The 11,930-nt window shown below is 71.2% G+C and carries 10 protein-coding genes and 3 pseudogenes; 9 read left to right on the top strand and 4 right to left on the bottom strand.

Translation table 11 applies throughout. The annotated features are described in order from the left end of the window. The first annotated feature begins 960 nt into the window (after positions 1 to 960). The 3 genes from ABZ267_RS09255 to ABZ267_RS09265 all read left to right on the top strand — a co-directional run bounded on the left by ABZ267_RS09255 (position 961) and on the right by ABZ267_RS09265 (position 4,254). Complete coding sequence (locus ABZ267_RS09255; protein ID WP_356751969.1) at positions 961 to 2,250, top strand: hypothetical protein; 1,290 nt, start codon at positions 961 to 963, stop codon at positions 2,248 to 2,250. Positions 2,251 to 2,918: 668 nt separating this feature from the next. Further along, positions 2,919 to 3,278, top strand: a complete 360-nt coding sequence (locus tag ABZ267_RS09260) for a GNAT family N-acetyltransferase (protein ID WP_356899712.1) — start codon at positions 2,919 to 2,921, stop codon at positions 3,276 to 3,278. 439 nt (positions 3,279 to 3,717) lie between these two features. Further along, positions 3,718 to 4,254: a metallophosphoesterase gene (locus tag ABZ267_RS09265; protein WP_356751971.1), complete on the top strand. Its 537-nt coding sequence runs from the start codon at positions 3,718 to 3,720 to the stop codon at positions 4,252 to 4,254. Between the two features lie 113 nt (positions 4,255 to 4,367). Here ABZ267_RS09265 and ABZ267_RS09270 read toward each other — a convergent pair. After that, a pseudogene (locus tag ABZ267_RS09270) lies at positions 4,368 to 4,614 on the bottom strand (OsmC family protein); the annotation flags it as partial. A gap of 5 nt (positions 4,615 to 4,619) precedes the next feature. Beyond that, positions 4,620 to 4,757: a hypothetical protein gene (locus ABZ267_RS09275; protein WP_356751973.1), complete on the bottom strand. Its 138-nt coding sequence runs from the start codon at positions 4,755 to 4,757 to the stop codon at positions 4,620 to 4,622. Between the two features lie 389 nt (positions 4,758 to 5,146). On the opposite strand from ABZ267_RS09275, the gene ABZ267_RS09280 reads away from it, so the two are divergent. From ABZ267_RS09280 to ABZ267_RS09290, 3 genes and pseudogenes are all read left to right on the top strand, one after another. Then, positions 5,147 to 6,391, top strand: a complete 1,245-nt coding sequence (locus ABZ267_RS09280) for a cytochrome P450 (RefSeq protein WP_356751975.1) — start codon at positions 5,147 to 5,149, stop codon at positions 6,389 to 6,391. Positions 6,392 to 6,396: 5 nt separating this feature from the next. Continuing rightward, the gene (locus tag ABZ267_RS09285; protein ID WP_030565937.1) at positions 6,397 to 6,594 is read left to right on the top strand and encodes a ferredoxin; all 198 of its coding nucleotides are present in this window, start codon (positions 6,397 to 6,399) and stop codon (positions 6,592 to 6,594) included. A gap of 174 nt (positions 6,595 to 6,768) precedes the next feature. Beyond that, positions 6,769 to 7,085, top strand: a pseudogene (locus ABZ267_RS09290) (leucine zipper domain-containing protein); the annotation flags it as partial. Between the two features lie 16 nt (positions 7,086 to 7,101). On the opposite strand, the gene ABZ267_RS09295 reads toward ABZ267_RS09290, so the two are convergent. Together ABZ267_RS09295 and ABZ267_RS09300 are read right to left on the bottom strand one after the other, a co-directional pair. Beyond that, positions 7,102 to 9,063 (bottom strand): NAD-binding lipoprotein, encoded by a 1,962-nt coding sequence (locus ABZ267_RS09295; RefSeq protein ID WP_356752092.1) that lies wholly within the window; start codon positions 9,061 to 9,063, stop codon positions 7,102 to 7,104. A 147-nt stretch (positions 9,064 to 9,210) separates the two neighbouring features. Beyond that, positions 9,211 to 9,400, bottom strand: a pseudogene (locus ABZ267_RS09300) (HNH endonuclease); the annotation flags it as partial. 385 nt (positions 9,401 to 9,785) lie between these two features. Between ABZ267_RS09300 and dhaK the strand changes: the two are divergent. From dhaK to ABZ267_RS09315, 3 genes are all read left to right on the top strand, one after another. Further along, positions 9,786 to 10,778: a dihydroxyacetone kinase subunit DhaK gene (dhaK, locus tag ABZ267_RS09305; protein ID WP_356751977.1), complete on the top strand. Its 993-nt coding sequence runs from the start codon at positions 9,786 to 9,788 to the stop codon at positions 10,776 to 10,778. A 74-nt stretch (positions 10,779 to 10,852) separates the two neighbouring features. Then, positions 10,853 to 11,467: a dihydroxyacetone kinase subunit DhaL gene (gene dhaL, locus ABZ267_RS09310; protein ID WP_356752094.1), complete on the top strand. Its 615-nt coding sequence runs from the start codon at positions 10,853 to 10,855 to the stop codon at positions 11,465 to 11,467. Then, entirely contained in the window at positions 11,464 to 11,874 is a 411-nt protein-coding gene (locus ABZ267_RS09315) for a PTS fructose transporter subunit IIA (protein ID WP_356751979.1), read from the top strand. Before dhaL ends, ABZ267_RS09315 begins: the two co-directional genes overlap by 4 nt. Positions 11,875 to 11,930 lie beyond the last annotated feature (56 nt).

Raw genomic sequence — 11,930 nt, forward strand, 5'->3', positions numbered from 1 at the left:
CACATGGTGCCCCTGGCCGAGGCGTGGGACGGGTGCGCTCACGCCTGGACGCCCCGCCTGCGGGCTGGACACCAGGCGCGGGCGGAGCGGTCGTGACGCCTTGACCGCGAAGACCGACCGGTCCAAGGCCGACCGGGGCCCGGCGGCGTGGATGCCGCCCGTCGAATCCGCCCGCTGCACCTACCTCGTCGACTGGACCGCAACCAGGCTCCGCCGGGGCCTGAGCACGGACGATGCCGAGCGGACCGCGCTCACCGAACTCGCCGCGCCGTGCGAGGACTCCATCGTCGAGTACGAGACTGCGCCGAAGGCAACCGACGCACCGGTCGGGCCGTTCGGCCGCGCGACACGAGAGCCCGTACGGCCTGGCCGAAGCACTTCAGCAGTTCGGAGCACTCCGAGGCTGCGATCTGCTTCAACCGCTCGACGCAGACCGGCGGCACCGTCAGCCCCATCCGCGGGCCGGATGAACGCCGATGACGAGCAGGCGCGGCAGGGTGTACGGACACGACCACGGCCATCCCAACCCCCGGCCCGCTGCCGCAAGACGTACGCCGCGCTGTGGGCGCGCCGTCGGACGGACTGCTGCTCGACATAGGGGGTTGGTGGCCGGGCACTCCACGACCGACTCTTGGCGGGCCGCGCCCGCCGTGACGGCCCGGGTGTGGTGTGCCGCTTCAGCGACTTCGGCGACACGCCTTGACCAGCGTTCACAACATCAGGCCCGGTCGGGATGTGACGGCGGCGGCAGCGTCCAGGAGCGGGGCCGGATCTGCCGAGCGGGAGGGAACCGCGAAGAGCTTCTGGCCTGTTCACAACGGGCAGGGAGCGGGGCAGGGGTATGCCACTCAGGTGGCCCCCGCCTGATGGCCTTCGCCGGGCGGAGCCTTTAAGAAGGTTCCAGGTGCATATGCCTGCCTCTTGCCGCCGGTGAGAGAAGACGCGAACCGGAAGGTCATCATGACGACTCCTCGCGAAGCCACACCCTCCCCGATACATCCGTCCGGAGAATGCGACGAGCCGGCGGCCATACAACCGGTCCAGCCAGCCGCTGACTCCGTCGAGACGCTCGACGCCCGGATCCAGGCCCATGCTGATGCAACAGCGCAACCCGAGTCCACCGACCCGGCTCAGGCCGTCAACGAAGCGGAAGCTGCTGGTGGCGTAGGTGACGAGCTGGAGCACGACCCCTGTGACCGGCCGGACTGCACCGTCTGCGCCGACCCCGTCGACGGACTCGTGCACACCGCCGCTACCAGCAGGTCCCTGGACGAGGTCCTCGCCCTGATACGACTGCTGGAACAGGCCCCGGAGGGCGACGAGGCCGCCGGCGAAACCGTACGCACCGCCGCCGTCGAGCGCCCCGTGGACGACGTCGCCGAACTGGTGGCACGCCTCTCCGAAGCCCCACACGCCAGCGACCGCGCCGACCAGGCCATCCACGCCGCAGCCGCACTGCGCCCGATCAGGGACATCAGCCACCTCATGTCCCTGCTCCACCGTCCGCCACACGACCAGCACGCCGGCGAGGAAGCGGTGCACGCCGCCGCCACCGAACTCACGGTCGAAGAGCTGGCTGAACTCATCAACCAGTTGCAGTCCGAGCGAACGGCAACCACGCCACGGGAGCAGCACTCCTCTCCCCCGCTCGACGCCGACAGTGCGCTTCCCGAGAGTCCGAGCCCCTCACCGGGGTCACCTGCCCCCGCGGCCGCCACAGCGGACTCGAACCGGCTGACAGCAGCACCCGGATCCGGCCCCGCGCACTCCTCTCGCCCGGCCCGCGACCGCAGGCCCCCGTCCCGCAAGAACATCCCGAACAACCACTCCGGACCGGTGACCTCCCCCTGGCTCCGCCTGCTGGCCGCCGCCGGCCTGGTGCTCTGCGGCGCCGCACACTTCCCGCTCCATCCCGCCGACCTCTCCACGACCGGCTTGGCGCTCTCCGCCGGCACGGCAGGCCTCTGCCTTCTGCTGGCCCTGGGCATGCTGCTGCGCAACGCCGTGCCCGCCATGGCCCTCGGGGTGCTCTTCACGGGTCTGCTGGCAGCGGCACACGTGATCATCCCCAAGGCCACCACCACCTTGGCCACCGCACTGCACGCCGGAGGGGTCCTCGCCACACTCGCCGCAGCACTGGCCACGCTGGTCTGCCTGCTCGCTCTGGCCACCACACTCGCCCTCGCCCGAGGCCGACAGCCGGACGACGTCTCCATGCGACCGACCGCCCGGAGCGGGAGGCCGTCGTAACCGACACCCCCCGCCCGCCACTCCCGCTCCCGCTCCCGCTCCCGCTCCCGCCCGGTAGGCCCACGAACGAAAGTGGCAGACCTCGGAGGAGCTTCGCGGCGAGGGCGAGGTGGGCCATGAAGGTCCAGGTGTCTCGTGGCAGACGACGGTGAGGTGGGAGGCGTTCGGGGATCGGCCGTCGTGACCGATCTCCGAACGCCGTGTTCCCGGGACGCCGTACGGGGATCCACGGGTCGGCCGGCCGTTGAGGGTGTGGTCGAGGCGGGCGAGCGCCGTGAGCTGTCGGTGTCGATCGGACGTGCGATGCCGGTGTCCCGGTGGCCCACGAGCAGGGACGCGCCGTGCTCACCGGGCGACGCCCCCTAAGCAGCCACCAACGCCCGCACCTGCGGCTGGTTCTGCGGGGCATCGGCACCCGGCCGCTCCCATGAGCAGATCCACCTCCTACGCGGGCGATGCCTTGAGCAGGTGATATCCCTCTTGTGCGCAAGGGGGATATCCATGCGGCGTCTCGGGGTACACGACCTCGCATGCACGGACAACATGCGCGTCCTACGAGCACTCTGTTCGGCCCGACCTCTCCGGCTCAGGAAATGGCGACCGGTCATGACGGCCCCCGGCACTCTCGCCGTGGCCGACCCCTGGGCCGCTTGCGGCGTCGGCTCCTCGTGTACCGATCGATCGAGTTCCTGTCCTCCCGCGTCCCCGGCGGCACCCGTCCGGACGAGGAATGTCTCCTCCTGGTCCATGTCCGTAAGGTCGTCGGCCAGGTCCGCTATCGGCTCTGTGACCATTGCGAAGAAGGTGTCATCACCGACGTGACCCTGGAGGAGCGCTTCCGCAGCACCGGCCTGGGGACTCGCGCCCTGTCGCATCTGCGCTCCCGTCACCCGAGCGTGAGGTGGCGCAGCACCCTGAACCTGCGCGCGACCCGTGATCTCCTGCGCCGCATGTCCATCCCTGCAACCGGTGCGACCGGCTTGTGCCAGCACAGCGGAGAGCCGGGCCTTCGACTCCAGAAGCCGTAAGAGGCTCGTTCCGACATGCGGCGAGAGCTCGGTGACCATCGCGGTCGCGCACCGGGCGCGAGGGCTCCGGTGAACGAGCCGAGGAGTGGGGCTCCGCGGGCCCCCTCGCGCGGGCTGGAGCGGCTGACCGGCATGCCTGCCCAGTCGGGAAGAAGGCTCGTGGCGGCGAACTCGACGATGCACTTCGGGCGGACCGTACTGCTCGGCGTGCTGCGCTCGCCCACGGCCCGGGCAGGATTGCACGGGACCGGCCCCGGAAGGAACTGGTCATCGACATCGCGCGCACAGCCGTGTACGGCTTCGCCACCGGCGCCGTCGCCAGCACCCTTGCCACCAGGCAAGGGCCCGGTCCGGGGCAGCGGCACGCCGATGCCCACCCCGGGCGCCGCACCGGAGCGGGGCGGGTCGGGCGCCAAGACACCTACGGCCGGGAGAGCTGATGGGCAACGAGACACCAGCAACACCGCGCCGCGCGACGCGGCTGCTGCTCACGTCGGACACCCATCTGCCCCTGCGAGCGAGACGGCTGCCCGACGAACTGCTGCAGGCCGTGGAGTGGGCGGACCTCGTCGTGCACGCCGGGGACTGGGTCGATGAAGCCACCCTGGACCTGCTGGCGTACCGCGCGCGGCGTCTGGTCGGCGTACACGGCAACAACGACAGCCCCGAGCTCCAGGCACGGCTGCCGGAGATGGCCCGCTTCCTGGAGGGCGGTCTACGGTTCGGCGTCGTCCATGAGACAGGGGCGGCACGTGGCCGAGAGGGGCGTTGCGCCGCCCGGTATCCGGATCTGGACGTGCTGATCTTCGGTCACAGCCACATCCCCTGGGACACACAGGCTCCAGGGGGATTGCGTCTGCTGAATCCGGGGTCTCCCACGGACCGCAGACGACAGCCGCACTGCACCTATATGACGTGCACGGTCGCAGACGGAACCCTCGGGGAAGTCGTACTGCACCGTCTGCCACAGCGCTGACCGCCCCCGACCGCACAGCGTTCGCAGGTCAGTCGGAGCGTCAAAGGCGGCCCGCAGCGCCTATTCTCGGATCGCTCGACGTCACACGCCGTACGGCTCGACGGGAGGCGTACTCCGTCCTTGCCGATGGAGACCTCGGCGGTCACGGAGACGTCCTTGGTGTCGAGCTTCATCTCGCGCGATACCGCGGCCATCCCGCTGGCGAAGCAGGCCGCGCACCCGGCGGCGAAGAGCTGCTCGGGGTTGGTGCCCTTGCCGTTGCCGCCGAGGGCCGGCGGCAGGGTCGATCCGGCCGTCCGAGCTCGCGGCACGGTGGTGAGGTGCCAGTCCTCGATCCGGTTCCCGCGCAGGCGCGGGCACTCCTGCTAGGCCGGACCCGGCGCCCGCACCAGTTCGTCCTTGGCGTCGCCGGGTGGGGTACGTGCCGGGAACACGCGGATCGTCATGGTCCGTTCACCTCCGTCCACAGCGGGCTCGGCAGCAGCTTCGGGCGGTTCGCTCACCTGCCGTACCGTACGGGGCGGTCCTGCCTCCGGCGCAACACGGGGCTCATCCGCGGGCCCGGTGCTCGCCGGTGACGTCATGGGCGAGGCTCCAGGCCGCGCGAGGAAGCGCCGTCGGCGTACGGCATGATTCCGGCCCCGCTCTTCCGCCCGGTTCAGGCCGTCGGCGGCCAGGTGGTCACACCCGGTGCGGGCCGGGTGCCCTCTCGGAGCTGAGCCGATGCGATGCGGCTCGAACGCGTACGAATGGCACCGGCCAGATCCACGGCACCGGTGAGCTGGCCGGTCTACCCGTCGACCAGATAGGTGCCTAGGGCATCCAATGGTCAGGAGGCGCGGACCGACCGGCTCTGCGCGCACGACCGAGCACTGCGAGGCGACCCGATCCCATGACGGACTCCACGACGGACCCGGCCTGCCAGGACCCCAGCCCCCGCGCTCCTGCCCCTGCCCCTGTCACATCCTTTCCCCAGGACCGGGGGTGCCCCTACCACCCGCCCGCCGGCTACGCGCCGCTCCGCGAGGACAGCCCGCTGAGCCGGGTCACCCTCTTCGACGGACGCCCGGTCTGGGCGGTCACCGGTCACGCACTGGCCCGCCGACTGCTGGCCGACCCACGGCTCTCCAGTGACCGCAGCCACCCGGACTTCCCGGTCCCGGCCCAGCGGTTCGCGAACGCCCAGCGACGCCGCGTGGCTCTGCTCGGCGTCGACGATCCCGAGCACAACAACCAACGCAGGATGCTCATCCCGGCCTTCTCGGTGAAACGGATCGGCGCGCTCCGGCCGCCTATCCAGGAGACCGTGACCCGACTGCTGGACGCGATGGAACGACAAGGGCCGCCGGCCGAGCTGGTGAGCGCGTTCGCCCTGCCGGTGCCGTCGATGGTGATCTGCGCCCTGCTCGGCGTGCCGTACGCCGACCACGCGTTCTTCGAGGAGTGCTCGCAGCGGCTCCTGCGCGGCCCGGGAGCCGACGATGTGGACAGGGCACGCGACGAACTCGAGGAATACCTGGGCGCGCTGATCGACCGCAAGAGGACCGAGCCCGGCGACGGGCTCCTCGACGAGCTGATCCACCGGGACCACCCGGACGGACCGGTCGACCGCGAACAGCTGGTCGCGTTCGCGGTCATTCTGCTCATCGCGGGACACGAGACGACAGCGAACATGATCTCGCTCGGCACGTTCACGCTGCTGCGCCACCCCGAACAACTGGCGGCGCTGCGGGCCGGCGGGACGACGACCGCCGTGGTGGTCGAGGAGTTGCTGCGGTTCCTGTCCATCGCCGACGGCCTGCAGCGCCTGGCCATCGAGGACCTGGAAGTCGACGGGGCGACGATCCGCAAGGGTGAGGGCGTGGTCTTCTCGACCTCGCTCATCAATCGCGACGCGGAAGTGTTCCCCGGCGCCGAGACGCTCGACTGGGACCGCTCCGCCCGCCACCATCTCGCCTTCGGCTTCGGCATCCACCAGTGCCTGGGCCAGAATCTGGCCCGTGCCGAGCTGGAGATCGCGATGCGCACGCTGTTCGAGCGGCTGCCCGGCCTACGGCTCGCCGTGCCCGCGCACGAGATCCTCCACAAGCCGGGGGACACGATCCAGGGGCTGCTCGAACTCCCCGTGGCCTGGTGAGCGGCATGGGAGTCCAGGTCGACAAGGAACGCTGTGTGGGGGCCGGCATGTGTGCGCTGACCGCGCCAGACGTGTTCACACAGGACGACGACGGCCTCAGCGAGGTCCTCCCGGGCCGGGAGTCGACAACCGGGACCCACCCGCTGGTGGGGGAGGCGGTGCGGGCCTGCCCGGTGGGGGCGGTGGCCCTGTCGTCCGACTGACGTGCCGCCGCTCCACCGTCCTGTGACGCGCGCCGACTCCGCCCCCTGGCTCCCGTGGCTCGGCACCTAGGTGTATTGATCACGAGCGTTGTTGACGCCGATCGGGGTCTTGATCATGACGAAGACCTCCGGTGTGATGGAGGTGTCTGAGCTGCACCACACACGAAGGTCTTCGTGTCACACCGTCATGCCCGTCTGACGGTTCACGTAGGCGGATCCTGGTCGAACGGGTTCTGGCCGGGCGTCCTGTCGCGCATGTCGCGGCCGAGATGGGTATATCCAGGCCCACCGCCCACAAGTGGGTTCGTCGCCGGCGGGCCGAGGGGGACGCCGGTCCGCGCGACCGCTCCAGTCGGCCGTTCACGACGCCGCGCCACGCCCCTGAGGAACTGGAGGCCCCGGTCTGCCGGCTACGGACCGGTCGCAAGCTCGGGCCGGCCCGCATCGGCCCGGTCCTGGGCCTGCCGGCCTCGACGGTCCACCGGATCCTGGTCCCGCACGATACGCCTACCCTCCACAGGCCGAGGTGGCGGATTCGTCCGGTCCGATGGCGATTGAGGGCAGGTGGTGGTCCGTCGCGACCACCACCACCTGATCCTCGGCGTTCCAGACACGCCGCTCGCCCTTCGGCGGGTTGAGTCTGATGCCGTGGTCCCCGGGTCCCGCGCGGGCGATGTCCTGCCGGCGGTAGCCGATCGCGCATTCGCCCCGGTCCCATGCGGCGGCGACGACGTCGGCGAACGTAGCCTCGGCGCCCGGGTGGATGTACGCATCGGCGGGCCGCAGACAGACGTTGTTTCCCTCCGCGGAGAACAACTCCTCGAAGACGGGAGCCAGATGCCGGTTCTGGGCAATCTGAGCCATGAGAAGGCCGACCAGCATCCCGCTGACGATGACGTCGGAACCGCTGTTAACGGGCGCCAGGGGCCGGTTGCGGTCATCGACGAGTTCGGTGACGACACGCGTCTCGCGTCCCGTTCGCTGTTCCAGCAGCCGCACGGCCAGCAGGGTGACCAAGGTCCAGTCGTCCGGGTGGTCGGGGCCGTCGCCCCGGTCCGGGCCCAGGACGATCACTCCGTCGTACGGATCGAGGTCGAGGTCGAGAAGGATCTCAGGCCGTGACAGGGGAACCGACCGGAACCGCACATCCGGCCCTGCCGGCTGCCCGCCGTCCGCCTCCCTCGGTCCGGGTACGGCGCTGTCAGCGACCACCTCCACGACGGAGCCGGGACGGGCCGTGCTCCGCAACTGTTCCAGGACCAGAGGGGCCCGGCGGTTCCAGCCAAGCAGCAGCAGCCGGGAGGGGCCGGCCGGCTCGGGCCGGGCCTCGGCAATCACCGAGGCATCGACGAGGTGCCGGCAGTCCTCGACACGGGTGCTGTCGCCATCGCGGGCAAGCACGATCAGGCGGCTACCGGGCAGGACGACGGTGTCGGCGGGTGGGTTCAGCAGCGCACGGCCGTCAGGCGTGAGCAGCCCCACCACGCAGGAGTTCGGGTGGTTCAGCAGGGTCGACCCGAAGGGGCCGTGGTGGAACGCGGTGGCGTCGGCGAGATGAAACTCGTCGCCCGCGAAGTCGAGCAGGTCACGCAAGACGAGGGAGAGGCCGGGGCGGCCGACGCACTGCGCGATCAGCCGGGCCGTGACCGTGTCGGCCTCAAGGACTGTGCCGCGAGGGCCTGCGGCCAGACGGGCCGGCGCCCGGTACCGGTCGTCCCGGATCGCGGCGAGCACCGGCGGCCCGTCCGTGTCCTCCCCGAGGACCGCCCGCAGGGCCAGCAGGATGCGCAGTACCTCTGCGTCGGCCGTCGGTTCCGCCGACGGCAATACCACCACGGTGCTCGCCGACCGCGGGCTTACGAGTGCGAGAACGTCCGGGTCACTGGCGGGACCACTGCGGCAGATGACCCGGGCGCGGGCAACCGGGCCGGCCCGTGCGGTCAGCGCCTCCTCCATCTCAGCCTTGTCCCGGTCGGCCAGCAGCACGATGGCGCGCGGCCGCCGCGGGGCCTGCGCGGCGATCAGTTCGCCCACCACGGTGGTCACCTGGTCCGACCAGCCGAGCACCAGGACGTGCCCCTGTTCCAGGACCGTGGACCGCCCCCTGCTCAACTCCGCCATTCGTTCGGCCAGTCCGGTCGTGATCACCCCCACGAGGGTCGAAACACAGAGAAGCGCGACCAGCCCGAGCACGGCGGAGAGTACCAAGCGCAGCGGCGTGCCGGTGGCCGCGCCGAGGCGCAACGTCTCCGCACTGATCCGCCATGCCGCGATCAGCCGCCCCGAGAGAGAGGTCGGCGATCCGGGATCCGTCCACACCAGCAGCAGGCTGACCGGCACGACGACGGCCAGGCAGGTGATCACCAGCCAGCCCATGAGAGTGCCGGTGGAACGGGCTAGCGTGCGGTCGAACCGGTAGCGCGCCCAATCCCGCAACGGCACCCGTGGCCCGCCCTTGGCTGATTCCACTATCACTCCCCCCTCGCCCGCCGCCGCGCACGCCACGGTGGGGGCGGCACCGGCCATCCCTCTCCGTAGAGTGCGACCTCCGCTCCCGGGGCACGCCGGGATCGGCGGTCGATTCATCCTTTCGGACCTCGGCCCCGACGCGACGCACGCGTACGCCTCCTGCCGCGCCGCCGTCCACGAGGACGCCACGGAGTCCCAGGCTTCCGCGAGCGGCACCATGTGGTCGATGTCGAGGGAGCCCGGCACTGGTGACCTCCTGACCGCCGTAGTAGCTGACCCAGGTACCGCCAGTCAGCCTGCAGCCGGCCCCGACCGTCGGGGCGACGACCGCCTTCGACGCGTGCTCTCCGCGCGAGCGAAGGTGAACCAGCAGCCCACGCTGGCGGCGGGGTGTTCCCAGGTTTGGTGGGTCATCAGGTTCTGGAGCACGGCGAACCCGGACGGGTCGCGCCCACCTCGTTGCCGTTCACGCCTGCGCCCAACGATCGCAACGCACCACACATGACGCGTCTGAAGGATCATGGGAGACGGCCAGCAGCTCACAGCCCCGCCCGAAGCCTCACGAAACTCAGGTGACGGGTGGTCAGCAAACTCGGCATCAATACCGCTGGAGGACGCTTTCAGGCGCCAAGGACCGCCAAGGTCAATAGCTCACCATACCTGCTTTCACCAGGGAAAACGCAGGTCAACAAGCCCTCTGCTGGGCCCACGAGGAGATAGGCATGAAGATGCTGATCAACGTCCCCGAGACCGTCGTCGCCGACGCCCTGCGCGGGATGGCCGCCGCGCATCCGGAGCTGACCGTCGATGTGGAGAACCGGGTGGTGGTACGGCGGGACGCGCCGGTGGCCGGGAAGGTGGCGCTCGTCTCGGGCGGCGGGTCGGGGCACGAGCCGTTGCACGGCGGGTTCGTCGGGCCCGGGATGCTGTCGGCGGCCTGTCCCGGTGAGGTGTTCACCTCGCCGGTGCCGGACCAGATGGTGCGGGCGGCCGCGGCGGTGGACAGCGGGGCCGGAGTGCTCTTCGTCGTCAAGAACTACACCGGTGACGTGCTGAACTTCGAGATGGCCGCCGAGCTCGCCGAGGACGAGGGCATCCAGGTCACCCAGGTCGTCGTGGACGACGACGTGGCGGTCAGCGACAGCACCTTCACGGCCGGGCGGCGCGGCACCGGTGCGACGCTCTTCGTCGAGAAGATCGCCGGAGCCGCCGCGGACGAGGGCGCGCCGCTGGAACGGGTGGCCTCGGTGGCCCGGCAGGTGAACGGGTCCTCGCGGAGCTTCGGCGTGGCCCTCACCGCGGTCACCACACCGGCGAAGGGCAGCCCGACCTTCGACCTGCCCACCGGAGAGCTGGAGTTGGGCATCGGCATCCATGGCGAGCCGGGCCGGGAGCGGCGGCCGATGATGACCTCGGGCGAGATCGCCGACTTCGCGGTGGACGCGGTGCTGGAGGACCTCCGGCCGACCGGCCCCGTGCTGGCGCTGGTCAACGGGATGGGCGCGACACCGCTGCTGGAGCTGTACGGGTTCAACGCCGAGGTCCACCGGGTGCTCGGCGAACGAGGCGTGCCGGTGGCTCGTACGCTCGTGGGGAACTACGTGACCTCGCTCGACATGGCAGGCTGCTCGGTGACGCTGTGCCAGATCGACGAGGAGCTGCTGCGGCTGTGGGACGCACCCGTGGAGACGCCCGCGCTCCGCTGGGGCCGGTGAGCTCCGAGCCGGTCCCGGCCGTACTCGTCACCCGTACGCACCGGGCCGGACCGGCCCGGGGAACAGGAGATCATGTGCTCGACGCCGACTTCTTCCGCCGCTGGATGGCGGCCACCGCCACCGCCGTGGACCGCGAGGCGGACCGACTGACCGAGCTGGACTCGGCGATCGGCGACGCCGACCACGGCAGCAACCTCCAGCGCGGCTTCACGGCGGTGGCGGCCGTGCTGGAGAAGGACGCGCCCGCGACTCCGGGTGCGGTGCTGACGCTGGCGGGACGGCAGCTGATCTCGACCGTCGGCGGTGCGTCCGGACCGTTGTACGGGACGCTGCTGCGCCGTACGGGCAAGGCGCTCGGCGAGGATGCCGAGGTGGACCGGGACCAGCTCGCGCGGGCGTTCGCCGCGGGTGTGGCGGCCGTGGGACAGCTCGGCGGGGCGCAGGCCGGGGACAAGACGATGCTGGACGCGCTGCTGCCGACCGCCGAGGCGCTGGGTTCGTCGTTCGGCGGCGCTGCGGAGGCGGCCCGCGCGGGTGCCGAGGCGACGGTGCCGTTGCAGGCGCGCAAGGGCCGGGCCAGCTATCTCGGTGAGCGCAGCATCGGACACCAGGACCCGGGCGCGACTTCGGCGGCCCTGCTGGTCGAGGCGCTGGCCGTGGCGGCACAGGACGGAGGTGCGGAGGCATGAGCGACGAACCGCAGGTGGGCATCGTGCTCGTCTCGCACAGCGGTCCGGTCGCGGAATCGGTCGCCGAACTGGCCCGAGGCCTCGCCGCCGGAGGTGTGACGGCTCCCGTCGCGGCGGCCGGAGGGCTGCCGAACGGCGGGCTCGGCACCAGCGCCGAGCTGATCGGCCGGGCCGCCGCATCGGTGGACCGGGGCGCCGGGGTCGCGGTCCTCGTCGACCTGGGCAGCGCGGTCCTCACGGTGAAGGCGATGCTCGCCGAAGGCGACGAGCTGCCGGAGAACAGCCGGCTGGTCGACGCGCCGTTCGTGGAGGGCGCGGTCGCCGCCGTGGTGACCGCGTCGTCCGGCGGCGACATCGGCGCGGTGGAGGCGGCGGCCTCGGAGGCGTACGGGTACCGCAAGACGTAGTCGGTCGTACGGAGGCGGGATCCTGGCTCGGCTCCGGCCCTCCGTTGGCGTGCCGC

Origin of the sequence: Streptomyces sp. NPDC006174 (assembly GCF_040614075.1) — a bacterium.
In the GTDB taxonomy this organism is placed as follows: domain Bacteria; phylum Actinomycetota; class Actinomycetes; order Streptomycetales; family Streptomycetaceae; genus Streptomyces.